This is a genomic window from Streptomyces sp. NPDC056161, from assembly GCF_042268025.1.
Lineage (GTDB): Bacteria > Actinomycetota > Actinomycetes > Streptomycetales > Streptomycetaceae > Streptomyces.
The window spans coordinates 1-17,861 of sequence record NZ_JBHJUV010000071.1 but is presented as its reverse complement, the minus strand read 5'-3'; the positions used below and the strand labels follow the sequence as shown (position 1 = coordinate 17,861).

The following is a 17,861-nucleotide window of genomic DNA, read 5'->3' as shown; positions in this document are numbered from 1 at the left end:
GTAGCGCTAGAAAAATAGGGGTAGGGGGTATGGGTGTCAAGCCAACCGGTCCTCCGCTGCCGGGACTTCGACGAGGTCAGCCGGGGTCGAGGTCACGGGCCAGGCAGTTCCAGAAGCCGGCCTCCAGAGAGTGCACGGTCACGGCGCAGCGCAGCGCGGCGCCCGGGTCGTCCCCACCGGCCAGCCCGTGCTCCAGCGTGGCCGCCGCCTGGTCCAGGAGGGGCTGGGGCGTCTCGGCGAAGAAGCGGAAATGTCCGAGCGCCCGTTCCTCGAAGCCGTACCGGGAGGCCAGCGCGTCGGCCACGCGGGTGTAGGTCTCGCCGGACTCCGCCGCGTTCGCCAGCAGGGCGAGGGCGACCTCGCCACAACCGCCCAACTGCGCGGATCGCGCCAGGTGGCGCGGATACGCCTGGGCCGCCGACTGGGGCTCGTAGGCACGCAGTTCCCCCTCCCGCAGGCCCAGCGCGGTCGCGAAGTCGAGGAGGAGGCCCAGCGCCTCGATCTCGCCCTGGGCCATGGCCCGGTACAGCTCTCCCGCCGGAGCGGAGGGGAAGCGGGTCGCGAGCAACGCGAAGCTGCGGCGGTCACTGCCCACGAGGTGATACAGCTCCCCGGCGAGCTGCCGCAGCCGTTCCCCGGGCACGCGGCCACGTTCCAGCACGTCGAGGAAGCGGTTGGGGCGGGCTTCCTCCGAGATGCGTTCCCGCGCTGCCGCGACGACATCCGGCACGGTGTTCACCGAGCCCTCCTCACCGGTCCGTCGGTGGTTCGCGCGGTGTCCGCCGCGCCGGTCGGCCGGACGACCCGCCGCAGGTTCGGGCCGGTCGCGGGTCCGGGTTCCGGCCGGGCGATCCACGGCCCGTCGGTGGAGGGGTCCGGCACCCCGTCCTCAAGCCAGACGTGCCGGCCCGCGAGCACGTCCGCCGCGGTCCCCCGGTCCGCCTCGTCGGTGTTGTCAGCCAGCCGGTCCAGCAGGTGTGCGACCCGCAGCCGGGCTTGACGGCAGAAGGCGTCGGCGAGTCGTCCGGCGGCGGAGTCGGCGCCGCCGAGAGCCTCGGCGTAGACGCAGCCGGCACTCATCGCGTACAACTCGGCGCCGGCGTCGACGATCCGGCCCAAGAACCGCTGGCGTTCGTCGAGTCCGGCTGCCGGGCCGCCGGCGACCAGGGCGAGTTCGCCGGCCAGCCGCCGGCAGGTCCGTTCGACGAACGCGAGGTGGCCGCCCAGGGGGCCGCCGCCGTGACGCGCCGGGACACCGGGCACCGGCTCCTGGGGGGCGGCACGGTGGAGGTCGATCAGATCGTGGGCGAGGAAGGCGCGCAGTGCCTCGCTGGAGCCGTCGAAGATGCGGCCGGCCCTGGTGTCGCGCAGCAGTTGTTCGACCGGTATCCCGCGTTCCCCGCGTCCGACCGCTGATTCGGCCGTCTCGTAGCCGCGACCGCCCCGGATCTGTACGAGTTCGTCCGCGACGACACATGCCTGCTCCGACGCGAACAGTTTGGCCAGCTCCGCGTCCAGCCGGGTGTCGGTGCCGGCCCGCTCCGCGCGCCGGCCGATGACCTCGACCATCGCCTCCAGGGCGAACGCGGTGGCCGCGATGAAGGACAGCTTGCCGGCGACCGCGTCATGACGGCCGATGGGCCGGCCGAACTGCACCCGGGCCGCGCTCCACTGCCGGGCGATCCTCAGGCTCCATTTCGCCGCGGCGGCGCACACCGCCGGCAGCGAAAGCCGTCCGGTGTCCTGGGCGCCCAGGGCGACGGTCAGTCCCTCGCCCTCCGCGCCGATCCGGTTGCGTGCCGGGACGACCACCTGGTGCAGGCGGACGCAGCCGTTCTCCAGGCCGCGCAGGCCGAGGAAGGAACTGCGGTGCTCGACCGTCACCCCGGGCGAGTCGGACTCGACGACGAAGGCCGTCATCCTGCCGTCGTCGGATCCCGGCGCGGGCACGAGCGCCAGCACCACCAGCAGGTCGGCGACCACCCCGTTGGTGGTCCACATCTTCACACCGTCGAGCACGTAGCTGTCCGTGGCCGGGTCGTGGACGGCCGTGGTACGCATCCGGTACGGGTCGTTGCCGATGTCCGCCTCGGTGAGGGCGAAGGCGGAGATCTCCCGGACGCACCTGGGCAGGAACTCGCGTTTCTGCTCGTCGGTCCCGAACAGCAGGATCGGCTGGGCGAGCCCGATGGCCTGGTGGGCGGCGAGCAGCTCGCTCAGCGCCGGATGCGTCGTGCTGGTGATCATCAGTGCGCGGTGGTAGCAGACGGAGGACAGCCCGAGCCCTCCGTACCGCCTGGGTATCTTGATGCTCAGCGCGCCGAGGTCCTTGAGTCCTTCGACCACCTCGTCGGGGATGCGGTCGTCGCGCTCGATCGCGGCGCTGTCCACCTCCTTCTCGCAGAAGGCGCGCAGCCGCGACAGGAACCGCTCCTCCGCCTCCGCCAGGCGCCGTGGATCGCCCTCGGGAAGGGTGAGGAGGTCCGTCGCCGCCCGGCCGAGGAACAGCCCGGCGGCGAAACCCGGCCGGGGGGTCGTCGTCCGGTCGGCCCGCTGCTCCGGCGCCTGTTCCGCCGTCATGCCGTGGCCGTGGGGACGGCCTGGATGACCGACAGCGGCCCGGCCTGCCCGAGCCCGACCGACCGCACGGTGAACCCGGTCTCCGCGAGCAGCGCCCGGAACTCACCCTCGGTGCGCTCCTGGCCGCCGGTCATGACCATCATGTTGATGTCGGTGAAGTAGGCGACGGGCGCGGCGGTGTCCGCGGTCTCGGGCAGCACCGTGCCGACGATCAGCAGGGTGGCCGCCGCGGGCATGTGGGCCCGTACGGTGCGCAGGATGGCGCGCGCCTCGTCGTCGCCCCAGTCCTGGAAGACGCTCTTGATGATGTAGAGGTCCCCCTCGCCCGGCACGGACTGGAAGAAGTCACCGGCCCGGACGTCGCACCGGTCCGAGAGGCCGGCCTTGCCGAGGGCGGCAGCGGCCTCGGCCACGCCGCTGGGGCTGTCGAAGACGATGCCGCGCAGCTCGGGCCGGGCCGTCAGGATCGCGGTGAGCAGGGTGCCGTCGCCGCCGCCGAGGTCCACCACGGTGCCGGTCGCCGGGAAGTCGTATCCCGCGGCGAGCTGCCCGGCGGAGATCCTGGACTCCTCGCTCATCGCCTCGTTGAACAGCGTGCTGGTCTCGCCGTGTTGGGCCAGCCAGTCGTAGACGCCCATCCCGTGGACGTGGTCGAAGGCCCGCTCGCCGGTGCTGACGGTGTGGTGCAGGCTCTGCCAGGCGGTGAGGAAGATGGGGTGGCAGAACATCCTGGCGAAGTTGTGGAGGGAGTCAGGGGAGTCGGCGCACAGCTGGGAGCCGATGCCGGTCAGTGTGAAACGCCCCGGCTCGGGTTCCTCGGCGATGCCGACGGCGACCAGCGTGCGCAGGAGGCGCCGGAGCGACGGTTCGTGGGTGCCGGTCGTGGCGGCGAGTTCCGCGCCGGTGCGGGAGCCGGTTCCGATCAGGTCCGGGAGCCCGAGTTCCGTGGCCACACCGATCGCGTGCGCCGTCATGTATCCGCCGATCCGCTCGATCAGGGCCGCGCGGAGGTCCAGTTTCTCGGTGGCGAGGACGTCCTGGGGAGTCGTGCTGCTCATGGGAGGTCGTACTCCTTGTCGTCGGTGTCGCTCAGGGTGTGTCGGTCAAGGTGTGTCGGTCAAGGTGTGTCGGTCAAGGTGTGTCGGTCAAGGTGTGTCGGCCGAGGTGCGCCGGCCAAGGTGCGCCGGTCAGCAGGTGTGTCGGTAAGCAGGTGTGTTGTTAAGCAGGTGTGTTGTTAAGCAGGTGTGTCGTTCCGCAGGTGCGGAGTGGTCCGGGTCACGGAGTCGTCCGGTGTGCGGAGCCGTCCGGTGTGCTGGGTTCTGAGGGGTGGCGTCGGGTGGCGTCGTCATGGCCGGCGGCCGGTGAGGTGGTGTCTGACCCAGACGTTGGGTTCGACGTAGACGGCGTAGTCGTGCGTGGTGCTCACCGTGAGCGGGGTCAGGGCGCCGGGCAGTTCCACCGGACCGTCGGTGTCGAGGGGAAGCCCGGTCCACTCGCGCCACTGCGCGAGGCTTCCGGAGACGGTCATGGACGCCGGGCACACCTTCAGGACCTCGCCGCCGGCCCTCATGTGCACGCGCAGCCAGGGATCCTCGGGCAGCCCGTCGGGCCGCCTCAGTGCCAGGTAGTCGGCGAGCGGCAGTTCCTGGCGCCGGTGCTTGCGGCTGGGGCGGACCGGGACGACGAGATGCCGAAAGCCCCGCTCGCGCGCGTGGTCGGCGAGGGCCCGCAGGGTGTACGCGGACAGGTTCTGCGCACGGCGGTCCGGGACGACGGCTATCTCCAGCGCGCACAGGGCGGTGAGTTCCCGGCCGGCCCGGGTGTCGGACAGGCACTGGCGCAGCGTCTCGTCCCAGCCGGCGTCCGGCAGGTGGTCGGGGTCGCCGTCCCAGGCGAAGGGCACGCTGGCGGCTCGGGCGACGACCTCGTCCTGTGCGTCGACCACGACGAGCTGGTGCGCGGCGTGGGCGTCGAACGCCCAGTCCACGAGGAGCGGTTCGGGGCGGATGTAGGCGGGCCACGACGATTCCATGGTGATCATCGCCTCTTCCAGTTCGGGTCTGTCGGCGAGGCTGATCACCCGCAGATCGGTGCTGGTGCTGCTGGCGGTACCGGACATGGGTCTCTCCCGTCGGCGGGCGCGTGCGCGGGCGTGGTCGTCACTCGGCGAGGCGGCGGGCGGGCAGTCGCTCCGTGCTCAGCGGCCGGCTCTCCGGCCGCTGGGCCAGCAGGCCGATGTACTGCCGCCGGGGAATCGGGCGCGCGCCCAGGAGCCGGACGTGTTCGCCGTCGCGCTGGACGTCGACGGCCAGTCCGCCGGCCTCGGCGAAGCGTCGGGTCAGGTCGGCGACCGCGGTCTTGCCCGCCCCGCTGCACCGGGTGAACTGGGAGTCGGCGCTGAACACGGCGCCGATCCGGACGCCGTAGGTGCCGCCGACCAGTTCGTCGCCGTCCCAGACCTCGACGCTGTGCGCGTGGCCCAGCTCGTGCAGCAGGCACAGACCTCGCAGCAGGTCGTCGGTGAGCCAGTGTTCGGTGCGGTCCGCGCGGCACCGGCGGACCACCTGCTCGAAGCAGAGGTCCGCGGTCGTCGTCCAGTCGCTCCTGGTGCGCAGTTGGCGGCGCAGGCTGCGCTGCAACCGTGTCTGCCCGACGCGGATGACGGGCCGCGGATCCGGTGCGCACCAGGCGATCGAGAAGGGTTCGTCGCAGCCGGGGATCACCTTCACGAGACCCGCCTCGACCTGGGCCTCGTACATCAGCTCGTTGACGATGCGCTGTTCGGCCGTGCCGGCCGGGAAGGGGTACAGGCCCCGCTGGTAGGCGGCGAGCAGGGACCGTGGGCCCAGGTCTCCGCCGAAGGCGACGGGGCCGTCCGCGGGAGCGCCGACGACGTCCAGCGATTCCCATGAGCTGCCGGTACGGGCCGGCGTTCGGATGTACACGGCCGCCTCACAGGAAATCGATGGAGGTCAGGTACCGGATGTAACGGTCGAGCATGTCGCCGTCCACGGGCGGGATCTCGATTCCGCTGCCGTGCAGCATGTGCTCGACGTTGTGCCGGGAGAAGACGGGGAAGGTCGTTTCGAGGTACATCTCGGCGACGCTCATCTCGCCGGTGGAGCATCGGTCGATGAACAGCGGGGCGAACGGCGTCATGGGGTGGTCGGGTTGTTCGACCGCGGTCTTCACGATGCCGTCGATCCACTGTTCCCAGGGGATCTCGCGGATCGTGTGGCCGTGTGCGCGCAGCCGCTCGACGAGGAGGGATACGTTCGCTTTTCCGGGGTTGGTCAGGTGGTAGACCTCGCCCGCGGGGAGCCGGCTCGACGCGATGTGCAGCAGTGCGGCCGAGTAGCAGTCGACGGGCGTGTAGTCCAGCGGGAGTTCGGCGATGGGCGCGGTCCCGGTGTCGACGATGAACTTCTTCATCGCGCACATCTCGGTCGCCGTGTTCCAGGCCCCGGTGACGCGGTCTCCTGAGATGTCGGCGGCCCGGTAGATGGCGACCGGCAGTCCCTCCTCGGCCGCGTTCAGCAGCAGCCTCTCCGCCACCCACTTGCTCTCGACGTAGCCGACGGAGAGCCGGTCGGGGTGGGCCAGGGGTGTCTCCTCAGTGACGTGCCGGACCCCGGCGGTGCCGAAGCCGGAGATCACGGCCATGGTGGAGACGTAGTGGATGGGAATGTTCCGGTAGCGTCCGGCCATCCGGATGATCTCCCGGGTGCCCTCGACGTTCGTGGGGCGCAGGTGGGAGTACGGGTAGATGAAGTTGACCAGCCCGCCGGGGTGGTGGATGACGTCGACGGTCTTCGCGTAGTGGTCGAAATCCTGGTCCGAGAGTCCGAGTCGCGGCTGGTCCAGGTCGCCGGGAACGGCGCAGATCCGTCCGGACGCGCGGTGCTCGTCCAGGTCGTCGTCCAGGTAGCGCCGTGCGGTGCTCTGGATGCGCTCCATCGCGTGGCGGGCGTCGCGGGCGCGCACCAGGCAGTGCACGGTGGCGCCGGTGGTCGCCAACAGGTCCCGCAGCAGGTAGCTGCCGAGGAAGCCGCTGGCTCCGGTGAGGAGGACGTGGGCGGGGTCCGCCCACGACGTCTCGTCCGTGGACCGGGCCCGGATCGGTACGCCGACGGCCGTGTCGGCGCCGAAGTCGGCCTGGGCCGCGGTGTCCGCGCCGAGTGTGCCGGCGCGGGCCGATTCGACCGCCGTGGCGAAGCCGCGCAGGGTCGCGTCGTCGAGGAGGAGCCGGATCAGGGGACGCACCTGGGTGATCAGGATGCCGAGCGAGGCCCTGGCCTTCGCCAGGAGTTCGGCGGCGAGTATCGAGTTCCCGCCGAGGTCGAAGAAGTTGTCGCCGGGTTCGACCGAATCGACGTCGAGCACCTGGCGCCACAGGCCGGCCACGGCACGCTCGACCAGACTCGCGGCGGGTGCCCCGCCGTCGGCGGTCGGACCGGCCGTCGGGGCCTGCGACGGCTCGGGCAGGGCGGCGAGGTCGATCTTGCCGTGCGCCGTCACCGGCATCTCGTCGAGCTGCACGAACCTGGCCGGGACCATGTAGGCGGGCAGGTGGCGGGTGGCGAAGGCACGCAGTTCGCCCGGGTCGAGCCGGTGGGGGGTGTGCCCCGCGGTGAAATAGGCGGCGATCTGTGCTTCGCCCTTGTGGCTGAAGGCCGTCACCGCGGCGTCCTCGATGAGGTCGTGCGCCGACAGGGCCGCCTCGATCTCGGCCGGCTCGACACGGAATCCCCGGATCTTGATCTGCCGGTCGGCCCGTCCTACGACTTCGAGGTTCCCGTCGGCCGTCCAGCCGCCGAGGTCACCGGTGCGGTACACCGGTCCGGTGTCCGCCGCCGCTCCGGGCAGGGTGCGCAATCGTCGTCCGCCGCGGGCCTCGTCGCCGAGGTAGCCCTGCGCGAGACCGGGTCCGCCGAGGTAGATCTCGCCGTGCTGCCGCGGCGGGACGGGGTTCAGGTCCTCGTCCAGCACGTGTACGACGGTCTGCGGCAGCGGCCGTCCGACCGGCGCGGGTCCCTGGGCCGGCAGCACCGCCGGGGTGATCTCCATGGTGCACGAGGTGATCGTCGTCTCGGTCAGCCCGTAGGCGTTGACCAGCCGGGAGCCGGGCATCAGCCGCAGGGCGGTCCGGCAGTCCTCGGCGTGCACCGCGCTGCCGCCCACGATGGTGAGCCGCACCGGCAGGTCGGCCGGGGTGCGGGCCAGTTCGGCGAGGAAGGCGCGCCAGTAGGGCGGGGTCAGGTCCATGACCGTCACGCCGAGCGACACGAGCCGCTCGGGCAGTTCGCTCGGCGCCCAGGTGTATTCGGGCAGGACGAGTGTCGCCCCGTTGAGCAGTGTGTTGAGGATCTGCTCGATGGAGGTGTCGAAGGACAGCGCGGCGAACTGGAGTACCCGGTCGTCCGGTCCGACGCCGTACCGCTCGTTGACGCTCCGGCACAGGTAGCCGAGGGAGGCGTGGCCGACCCGCACGGCCTTCGGGGAGCCCGAGGAACCGGAGGTGTAGATGACGTACGCGGTGTCCGAGGCCGCGACGCCGGTCGGGGGCGGGCCGGTGGGTAATTCCGCGGTGTCGTCGGCGTCCACGCGCAGGGTCGCCACCGAGAGTCCGGCGAACCGGTGCTCGCTGCCGGAACGCGTGACGGCGACCGCGCAGCCCGTCTCCTTGGCGTAGGCCGCGATCCGGTCGTCGGGCAGACCTGGTTCCACCGGCAGGTAGGCCGCCCCTGCTTTGAGGGTCGCGAGGAACGACACGACGAGGTCGATGGAACGCTCCAGATGGACCATGACCACCGAGCCGCGTCCGGCCCCGAGGGTCTGCAATCGGTGGGCGAGTCGGTTCGCCCGTCTGTCGAGTTCGGCGTAGCCGATCCGGCGGCCGTCGTGTTCGACCGCCGTCGCGTCGCGCCGAGCGGCCGCCACGGCGGCAAAGCGATCGTGTATGAGCGGCTTCCCGATGATGTCCATGTGTCCTCTCGTCCAGTGCGGGTGCGGAGAACGCCGACTGCCCGTCAGCGCTTCGAAGGCATGCCGAAATGCACGCCGAGAATTACGCCGACCCGGGATGCGATCAGGCAGCAGGCCGAGTCGCTGAGTGTGAATCCGACAATTGATTACGGGAATCGAAAGGAACGAGCGGCTTGGCTCATCACTCCGGTGAGTTCTGGCGGGAGCGCCGAACGGCCGCGCGGAAAGGGGCCCGGTCGGCCCTAGGAAATCGAGTGGGTGAGGTCATCGGCCGCATCGGAAAAGTGCGGCGATGCGGTCATACGCTGCGGTATCCGGACGCGATCGGTACATGCATCATCGCTGTCTCCATCGTTTGCCGTCCCCCATTTCAACCGAACGCCACGTTCGTCGGTGAGTTGCAGCACCCCGGCACGATCAGACGTCCGTCTCCCATTCCGGAACCCCGGCTGGTGCGGATGACGCGAGTTGCTGTGGCTGGTGATCGACCGGCACCGACGTGTGCTCTGTTGCGACCGTGCAGAGAAAACCCTACGGGGGTAGCTCTTGTCAATGGGGACAAAAACGAAGATCACGGTTCCAGAGGAAGGGGAATAGCGGAGGCACGCGTATCACTTGTGTGGAAATCCCACGCTGGAACCGCCGCCATCAGGCATGCGGGGCAGGGCACGAACCGCAGACACCTGGCCGATCCGTGCCTCCCGGGGCGGCACGGCGGCCGGGCCGGCTCCCGCCGCCGCACGGTCAGGATGTTGTTTCCCCTAGGGGGTATGGGTATAAGTGGTCCGGCATCCCGGCGCGCGCCAGCGGCCACATCGGCCGCACGGACCCGCCCGCCACGAGGGAACCACCACACCACTCGGGGGAATTCTCATGTCGTCCTGCCGTACGTACGGCGATCCTCACTCGCCCCCGGGAGCCGACGGGTTCGGCAGCGGCGGCAGGCGTCGCGTCGCCCTGAGCGCCCGGGAATGACCAACGGACGTCGCGCGCCGTCCCCCGCTGGCCGGGACCGGCAGGCACCGGCCGGGACCGGCACCCCCTGGCCGGGATCGGCATCCCGTGGCCGGGACCGGCAGCACGGATCGGCCCGGACGCGTCACCGGAAGGGCACCGGGCCGAAGCCACTCCTGGTGCCGTGTCAGGTCCGCGGACGGTCGCCCCGTTCCCGACGGGGCGGGGTCCGCGGGGTGGGCGCGCTCGGCCGCGGCAGGTGCGCCGCCTCGTACCGGGCAAGGCCGTAGCGGACTCCGGGCCGGCCGCGGGGCCGGGCTTCCGCACCGGGTGCGGAACCGCGGCGCGGGCCTGCCCCCGCGGTCGAGGACGGCACCCATCCCCATCCCCCCATCAGAGTGCCGCACATCACCCATATGCCGCGATCGGGGTGTCCGCGCACAGAAATTCCGCCACGGGACGACCTTCCACGGCCCTGACACCGTCGGCCCCTCCGGAAGCGCGGCCGTGTCCCTCCCGGGCTAAAGTTACCTGCAACAACCAACGATTTTCCCCGGTGATCGCCACGGCGGGGAAGGGATGGGGAATCGCAGCAGTGGCCATAGCCGACAGCACCTCAAGGCAGCCGCGGGGGGCCGCAGGACCCGGACCGCACTACAAATGGATCGCCCTCTCCAACACCACCCTCGGCGTGCTGATGGTGATGATCAACCAGTCGATCGTCCTCATCGCCCTGCCCGACATCTTCCGCGGTATAAACCTCGATCCGCTCGACCCGTCGAACACCAGCTACCTGCTGTGGATGCTGATGGGCTTCATGGTGGTCACCGCGGTCCTGGTGGTCACGTTCGGCAGGCTGGGCGACATGTTCGGCCGGGTGCGCATGTACAACATGGGCTTCGCGGCGTTCACCGTGTGCTCGATCATGCTCTCGGTGACCTGGATGCACGGCAGCGCGGGCGCAATGTGGCTCATCGCCTGGCGGGTCCTGCAAGGCATCGGCGGCGCGCTGCTCTTCGCGAACTCCACCGCGATCCTCACCGACGCCTTCCCCCCGAAGCAGCGCGGCACGGCTCTGGGGATCAACTCCATCGCGGCGATCGCCGGCTCGTTCCTTGGACTGATCCTGGGCGGGGTGCTCGCGCCGGTCGACTGGAAGATGATCTTCCTGGTCTCGGTGCCGTTCGGCGTCTTCGGCACCATCTGGGCGTACCTCAAGCTGCATGACACCGGCGTGCGGCGCAGGGCCCGCATGGACTGGTGGGGCAACATCACCTTCGCCGTGGGCCTGATCTCCGTACTGGTCGGCATCACGTACGGCATCCAGCCCTACGGATCGAGCACCATGGGCTGGGCCAACCCCTGGGTGCTCGCCGCGCTCATCGGCGGCGTGCTGGTCCTCGGGGTGTTCGTCGTCATCGAGCAGCGGGTCGCCGAACCACTCTTCAGGCTCTCGCTGTTCCGGCTGCGGGCGTTCACCGCGGGCAACATCGCCAGCCTGCTCACCGCGCTGGGCAGGGGCGGGCTGCAGTTCATGCTGATCATCTGGTTGCAGGGCATCTGGCTGCCACTGCACGGCTACAACTTCGAGAAGACGCCGCTGTGGGCGGGCATCTACATGATTCCGCTGACTGTGGGCTTCCTGCTGTCGGCGCCGCTGTCGGGCTATCTGTCCGACCGGGTGGGCCCCCGGTACTTCACCGTCGGCGGCGCGCTGCTCACCGCCGTGAGCTTCCTCGCCCTGATGGGGCTGCCCACCGACTTCGACTACTGGGTCTTCGCCCTGCTCATCCTGGTGAACGGCCTGGGCTCCGGGCTGTTCGCCTCGCCCAACCGCGCCGAGATCATGAACGCGGTCCCCGCGGAGTCACGGGGCGTCGGCGCCGGGATGACCGCGACGTTCCAGAACTCCTCGATGGTGCTGTCCATCGGCATCTTCTTCAGCCTGATGGTCGCCGGGCTCTCGCACACCCTGCCGCACACCATGCAGACCGGCCTGGTCCAGCAGGGCGTTCCGGCCGGCGAGGCCACGCAGTTGTCACAGCTGCCGCCGATCGCCGTGCTGTTCGCCGCGTTCCTGGGCTACAACCCCTTCCAGCAGTTGCTCGGGGGGCACCTTGCCGGGCTGCCGGACGGCGGGCGCACGCTCACCAGCAAGGAGTACTTCCCGCATCTGATCTCGGGCCCGTTCCACAAGGGCCTGGTGATCGCGTTCTGGTTCGCGGTGGCCGCCTGTGTCGTCGCGGCGGTCGCCTCACTGCTGACGGCCCGGCTCGACCGCCGGCCCGGACGGCGGCCGGTGGAACCGCTGGGCGGCGAGCCGGCCGCGGTCTCCGGCGAGGCCACCGGCATCGACGAACTGGTCGTCCCGGGCGACACGCTGCCCCGGAAGTACGGTTCGACCGCCACCCCGGCCAGGTCCGACGACCACGGATCCTGACCGGACGGGGCCCGAACACTGCCGCAAGGGCCTGATCGTCTCCGTGGGCTGGGCCGACGAGCCGGAGCCCGTCGGCGGCCGGAGGCCGACGGGCTGCGGATGACGGCCGCCGACAGACGGCGTCGGCTGCGGCAACAGCACGGCCGCGGCCCCGGCGGCAGCGGCAGCGGCAGCGGCAGCGGCAGCGGCAGCAATATGAGGAACACGCGCCTGCCGGGCACCGCCGAGTTGTACAGCGGTGCCCAGCAGGGGACGGTCAGACCCGCTCAGACGCTGCGCAGCGGAACGTTGTCGTGGACCCGCTTGGGGTCGGTGACGGCGACGGGTGCGAGGATCTCCTCCATACGGGCCAGCAGGTCCTTCTCCAGGACCACGCCGGACGCCTTGGCGTTCTCCACGACCTGCTCCGGGCGCGAGGCACCGACGATGGCCGCGGAGACATTGGAGTTCTGCAGCACCCAGGCCACCGCGAGTTGCGCCAACGAAAGTCCTGCCTCGGCGGCCAGCGGCTTGAGCTGCTGGACGGCCTCCAGCACCTCATCGCGCAGCCAGCGCGCGATCGTGTCGGCGCCGCCCTTCTCGTCCGTGGCCCGCGACCCCTGCGGGGGCTGCCGACCGGGCTCGTACTTGCCCGTCAGCACTCCCTGCGCGATCGGCGAGAACACCACCTGGCCCATGCCCAGTTCCTCACAGGTGGGCACGACCTCACCCTCGATCACCCGCCACAGGGCGTGGTACTGGGGCTGGTTGGAGACCAGGGGGATGTGCAGCTCGCGCGCCAGGGCGTGCGCGCGCCGGATCTGCTCCGCGGGCCACTCCGAGACTCCGATGTAAAGGGCCTTGCCGGAGTGGACGACGTCGGCGAACGCCTCCATCGTCTCCTCAAGCGGCGTGGCCACGTCGTACCGGTGTGCCTGGTACAGGTCCACGTAGTCGGTCTGGAGACGACGCAGCGAGCCGGCGATCGACTCCATGATGTGCTTGCGGGACAGCCCTCGGTCGTTGCGGCCGGGTCCGGTGGGCCAGTAGACCTTGGTGAAGATCTCCAGTCCCTCGCGGCGCTCGTTCTTGAGCGCCTCGCCCAGCACCGCCTCCGCCCGCGTGCCGGCGTAGACGTCGGCGGTGTCGAACGTGGTGATGCCCACCTCAAGTGCCGCACGCACACATGCGGCGGCCTGCTCGGCCTCCACCTGCGACCCGTGCGTGAGCCAGTTTCCGTACGCGATCTCGCTGATGACGAGGCCGCTACGGCCGAGATGGCGATATTCCATAAGGATGAGTCCTTTGTCGGCGTGTGGGTGACCCCCCGCCGGCCGTGGTGCGCGCGCAGCACGGCCGGCCGGCAGTTCGACGCCTGGTCGGGCGTCGCCTGGAGGGACACTCGGTATCCGCTGTCATCAGATCATTTTCCCGCCCGCCCGGAACAGGGTGTGACTGCTCCTGCTGGACGTACTCTGCGCAGGGTCACCAAGACCGGCCCGACCCATACCGCGCGGGTATGGATGAGGACCGGATCGGTCCTTCAGGTCCGCCGCCGGACCGAATTGACTGGGAATGTCATCCGCGCCGCCGCCGGTACCCGGTCTCCGGCCGACACGACCGACGACGTCGACGATGCCGACGCAGTCGGCGCGACTCGCGCGGTCCGCGCGGTCCGCGCGGCCGGGCGAGACGGATGGCCGGCCAAAAAGGAGAAAGGGGCCATCATGACTGATTCCGACGCGATGCGGCTCGCGGACATCGAGCGCGGGCCGGCACGGCTGGAGGACATCGAGCGCCGGCTGGCACGGCTGGAGGACATCGAGGCGTTGCACCGGCTCCGCTACCGCTACCACGAACTGATCAACAGCAACGCGTGGGAGGACCACGCGGCGGAGCTGTTCACCGACGACGCGCTGATGGACTACGCGCACCTGGGGACCCCCCGCGGCCGGGAGGAGATCGCGGCGTTCTTCGGCGCGGCGACCGCCGGGGTGACCGGCAGCCCGTCCCCCACGGAGCCGCCGTTCGTCAAGCAGTTCGTCCACGCGCACGACGTCCGCCTGGACGAGCGCGACGCCGACCGCGCGACCGGCATCAGCTACCTGGAGGCCAAGCCGGTGTACCGGGGAGAGAGCTTCCTGGTGTCCGGGCGGTTCGACGACGTGTACCGCCGCGTGGACGGCCGGTGGCTGTTCGCCGAGGTGCGGCTCGACGTCTGGTTCATGGTGCCCGCCCACGAAGGCTGGTCCTCCCCGGACCGCATCAAGATGCAGTTGCGGTGAGGCGGCCGGGCTCCTGAGCGCCCCCGCCAAAAACCCCGACCGGCCCGCCAAGTCTCACCTTCTTCTTACATTCCTCGACTGAATACAGGCATTCCGGAACCCGGCCTGACCTGTACAAAACCTGCGCAAAAGAATCATCCATGGAAGGGTCAAATCGCAGGCTGCGGTCTTCTGCCGAGCGAGCCCGATTCCTAGTCTGAGCGGCCATTGAGCGTTAATTCGGCATTCAGATAGTGAGAGGTCGCTTGACGTGGTGAACCTTGACCATGCAGCCCCCGACGTCGCCCAGGGCCGAACCTCCCTGCGGCGGGACGTCGGCCTGATCGGACTGATGTGGGCCTCGGTCGGTTCCATCATCGGGTCCGGCTGGCTCTACGGCGCCGAGAAGGCCGTCGTGATGGCCGGTCCCGCGGCGATCATCTCCTGGCTGATCGGCGCGGTGGCCATCGTCCTGCTGGCACTCGTGCACGCCGAACTCGGCGGCATGTTCCCGGTGGCGGGCGGCACGGCCCGCTACCCGCACTACGCCTTCGGCGGCCTGGCCGGCATGTCCTTCGGCTGGTTCTCCTGGCTGCAAGCGGCGACCGTGGCCCCGATCGAGGTCGAGGCCATGATCGGCTACGCCGGACACTGGCAGTGGGCGAAGGGCTTCCAGCACGCCGACGGCACCCTGACGACCAGTGGTTTCACCGTCGCGGTCGTCCTGATGGCCGTGTTCGTCCTGGTCAACTTCCTCGGCGTGCGGATCCTCGCCCACACCAACAGCGCGGCCACCTGGTGGAAGATCGCCGTACCGCTGGCCACGATCTTCATCATCGCGGTGGGCAACTTCCACCCGCACAACTTCACCGCCCACGGCTTCGCGCCGTTCGGCGCCAAGGGTGTGCTGGGCGCCATCAGTTCCAGCGGCATCATCTTCGCCCTGCTCGGCTTCGAGCAGGCGATCCAGCTGGCGGGCGAGAGCCGCGACCCGAAACGCGACCTGCCCCGCGCCACCCTGGGCTCGGTCGCCATCGGCGCGGTCATCTACGTACTCCTCCAGGTCGTGTTCATCGGCGCCCTCCCGCTCGGCTCCTTCGCGCACGGCTGGGCCAAGCTCGACTTCCCGGGCATCAGCGGCCCCTGGGCCGGTCTGGCCACGGTGGTGGGCCTCGGCTGGCTGAGCGTGGTGCTGTACCTCGACGCCGTGATCTCCCCCGGCGGCACCGGCCTGATCTACACGACCGCGACCTCGCGCGTCTCCTACGGCCTGTCCAAGAACGGCTACGCGCCCAAGGTGTTCGAGAAGACCGACGCCCGCGGTGTGCCGTGGTTCGGCCTGATCATCTCCTTCGTGACCGGCGTGGTCTGCTTCCTCCCCTTCCCGAGCTGGCAGCAACTGGTCAGTTTCATCACCTCCGCGAGCGTCCTGATGTACGCCGGTGCTCCGCTGGCCTACGGGGTCTTCAGCGAACGGCTCCCGCACCACGAACGCCCCTACCGGCTGCCCGGCGGCAAGGTGATCTCGCCGCTGTCCTTCGTGGTCGCCAACCTCATCATCTACTGGTCCGGCTGGGACACGCTGTGGCGGCTGGGCGTGGCGATCGTCCTCGGCTACGCGCTGCTCGGCGGCTACGCCTGGTACGCCAGGAGCAAGGACCTGCCGGACGCGCCCCGACTGGACTGGCGGGCCGCCCAGTGGCTGCCGCCCTACTTGGCCGGCCTGGGCCTGATCTCCTGGCAGGGCGGCTTCGGCGGCCAGGGTCACATCGGCCTGTGGTGGGACATCCTGGTGATCGCGGCCTTCTCCCTGGCCATCTACTACTGGGCCAAGGGCACCGCGTCCCGGCCCGAGGAAATCGAGCGGAGCATCGAGGAGGTCACCCTCACCGAGGCCCCGGCCCACTGATCCGCCCGTACGCACGCCCCTTCCCTTGCACACGGGCGCAGGCCGTGCGCGGCCTGCGCCCGTCGCATCACCTTCCGCTGTACTCTCAGCCGGATCCGGACAAGCATAGATTTCAGCTGTTTTCAGCAGTTTTTCGGCCGCCGAGGCCGGACGGGGCATCAGGGACCCACGCTGGCGTGCCTCCTGACTGAAAGTCAGCGGGGCCGGTCCTGGCCGGGCCGTCTCCCCTCCCCCGCGGGCGACGCCGAGAGAGGGAGGCCCTGCTGATCACGAGGGACAGCCGGTGATCGGGTGGCCGAGCCGACCGGGCGGACGCGGACGGGAGACGGTCGCTGCGGCGAGGGCCGTGGCGGTGGTGGTGCCGCTCGCGGTGACGACCCTGACGGGACGAGGGGACCTGGGGGTGGCCGGCTCGTTCGGGGCGTACTTGATGGTGGCCTCGTTCTCCCCGTTGGACAGCAGGCCGCGCGCCACCGTGCTCGTCGCCGCGGCCACGGGGCTGAGCGTCGGCTCGGCAGCGGGCGCGGCGGCCGTCCCGGTCCTGCCCGCGCTGGTCGCGGGTACCGCGGTGGTCGCCGCGGTACAGGGGGTGTGGGAGGTCGCGGGCGGCCCGCTGCGGATGCCCGCGGCGATGTCCGCGCTGGCCTTCCTGCTGGCCGGTGTCAATCTCGCCGTGGGGATGCCGTGGTGGCAGTACGCCGCGGGCTTCGCCGCGGGCGCGTTGTGGCAGGGGGCCGTCATCGCGCTGACGGCCCCCGCCTCGGGGCCGGCACTCGGCGAGTCGCCGGCGAGGGTGCGAGCCCGGTCACGTGACGGCGCGGTCTACGCGGGCACGCTCGCGGTGACGGGCGTCGTCGGTGTCGCCACGGCCTGGACGCTGGCGGTCTCGCACGCCGTGTGGCTGGCCACGTCGGCACTGCGCGTGGCCAAACCCGACGCGCCGACACGGCACGGCCGGGCGCGGGCACGCGTGGTGGGGACGCTCGGCGGGGGCACGCTCACGGCGCTGCTGCTGACACCGCCGCTGACGCTGCTGGAACGCGCGCTGGTGATCGCGCTGACGGTCTGCGCCATGCAACTGGCCGGGGCCGCCCACTACGGCTGGTGGACGTTGTGCCTGACCGTCGTCGCGCTGTTCTTCGGCATGGAGCACGGTGCCGAGGACTGGCGGCTGGCCGGCGTACGGATGGGCCTGACCGTGGCCGGGGGCGCGCTCGCCCTCGTCGTCTGCGCGGTGGCGGAGCGACGCGGTGTCGGCCGCGGGCACCGGTGATCCGCTCCCCGGCGGCGCCACCGTCGGGGGGCCACCCGGGCCTTTCCGTCCTGGCCGGGGACGGCGACCACGGCCTTGATGGTCGCGCTGCCGAACCGGGCATCGCCGAAGGCCGATCCGTGCTGGTTGAACACCTCGCTGAGCGCGGCCGGACGCCGCGGGTCCCACAGTCGCACCCCGCACGTACGGTGGTCGCGAAACGCCCAGGCGAGCACCGTGTGCCGGCCGAGCCGGACCGGGGCGAGCACCTGGAAGGGTATGTCCAGGTCGCCTCGGGCGATGCGCTCGCCGGTCGCGAGGTCCCACACCTCGACGCCGCGGCGGGCGGTGACCGCGAGCCGGGTGCCGAAGGTCGTCAGCACGCCGCGGCCCTGCCCCGCGAGCTGGAAGCGCCGCCGGCGCCAGACGCCGGCGGCCGACTCCCACACCGCGATCCCGCCGCCGGAGCGGGCCGCGGCGAAGCCCGCGCGGGCCCCG

12 protein-coding genes are annotated in these 17,861 nt (G+C 70.8%); 5 read left to right on the top strand and 7 right to left on the bottom strand.

Annotated elements, in window-relative coordinates; genetic code table 11:
* Positions 1-76: 76 nt before the first annotated feature.
* The 6 genes from ACFC09_RS40215 to ACFC09_RS40190 form a co-directional block, all read right to left on the bottom strand.
* The gene (locus ACFC09_RS40215) at positions 77-739 is read right to left on the bottom strand and encodes a hypothetical protein (protein ID WP_376537067.1); all 663 of its coding nucleotides are present in this window, start codon (positions 737-739) and stop codon (positions 77-79) included.
* Positions 736-2,580 carry an acyl-CoA dehydrogenase family protein gene (locus tag ACFC09_RS40210; protein ID WP_376537065.1) on the bottom strand — a complete coding sequence of 615 codons (1,845 nt, stop codon included), beginning with the start codon at positions 2,578-2,580 and terminating at the stop codon, positions 736-738. Before ACFC09_RS40210 ends, ACFC09_RS40215 begins: the two co-directional genes overlap by 4 nt.
* A complete protein-coding gene (locus ACFC09_RS40205; protein WP_376537063.1) occupies positions 2,577-3,638 on the bottom strand; it encodes a methyltransferase in 1,062 nt (353 codons plus the stop codon). The genes ACFC09_RS40210 and ACFC09_RS40205 overlap by 4 nt, the downstream gene beginning before the upstream one ends.
* Before the next feature lie 287 nt (positions 3,639-3,925).
* Complete coding sequence (locus ACFC09_RS40200; RefSeq protein ID WP_376537061.1) at positions 3,926-4,699, bottom strand: N-acetyltransferase; 774 nt, start codon at positions 4,697-4,699, stop codon at positions 3,926-3,928.
* A 40-nt stretch (positions 4,700-4,739) separates the two neighbouring features.
* A complete protein-coding gene (locus tag ACFC09_RS40195) occupies positions 4,740-5,525 on the bottom strand; it encodes a leucyl/phenylalanyl-tRNA--protein transferase (RefSeq protein ID WP_376537059.1) in 786 nt (261 codons plus the stop codon).
* Positions 5,526-5,532: 7 nt separating this feature from the next.
* Complete coding sequence (locus ACFC09_RS40190; protein ID WP_376537057.1) at positions 5,533-8,565, bottom strand: amino acid adenylation domain-containing protein; 3,033 nt, start codon at positions 8,563-8,565, stop codon at positions 5,533-5,535.
* 1,549 nt (positions 8,566-10,114) lie between these two features.
* On the opposite strand from ACFC09_RS40190, the gene ACFC09_RS40185 reads away from it, so the two are divergent.
* The gene (locus ACFC09_RS40185; RefSeq protein WP_376537055.1) at positions 10,115-11,959 is read left to right on the top strand and encodes an MFS transporter; all 1,845 of its coding nucleotides are present in this window, start codon (positions 10,115-10,117) and stop codon (positions 11,957-11,959) included.
* A gap of 266 nt (positions 11,960-12,225) precedes the next feature.
* Here ACFC09_RS40185 and ACFC09_RS40180 read toward each other — a convergent pair whose 3' ends face one another.
* A complete protein-coding gene (locus tag ACFC09_RS40180; RefSeq protein WP_376537053.1) occupies positions 12,226-13,230 on the bottom strand; it encodes an aldo/keto reductase family protein in 1,005 nt (334 codons plus the stop codon).
* Between the two features lie 435 nt (positions 13,231-13,665).
* On the opposite strand from ACFC09_RS40180, the gene ACFC09_RS40175 reads away from it, so the two are divergent.
* The 4 genes from ACFC09_RS40175 to ACFC09_RS40160 all read left to right on the top strand — a co-directional run.
* Positions 13,666-14,223 carry a nuclear transport factor 2 family protein gene (locus ACFC09_RS40175; RefSeq protein WP_376537051.1) on the top strand — a complete coding sequence of 186 codons (558 nt, stop codon included), beginning with the start codon at positions 13,666-13,668 and terminating at the stop codon, positions 14,221-14,223.
* Between the two features lie 250 nt (positions 14,224-14,473).
* The gene (locus ACFC09_RS40170) at positions 14,474-16,111 is read left to right on the top strand and encodes an APC family permease (protein WP_376537049.1); all 1,638 of its coding nucleotides are present in this window, start codon (positions 14,474-14,476) and stop codon (positions 16,109-16,111) included.
* 370 nt (positions 16,112-16,481) lie between these two features.
* On the top strand, positions 16,482-17,384 hold the full coding sequence (locus ACFC09_RS40165; protein WP_376537047.1) for an FUSC family protein: 903 nt from the start codon (positions 16,482-16,484) through the stop codon (positions 17,382-17,384).
* 218 nt (positions 17,385-17,602) lie between these two features.
* The coding region (locus ACFC09_RS40160) for a hypothetical protein (RefSeq protein ID WP_376537045.1) at positions 17,603-17,861 on the top strand (259 nt) is incomplete at its 3' end.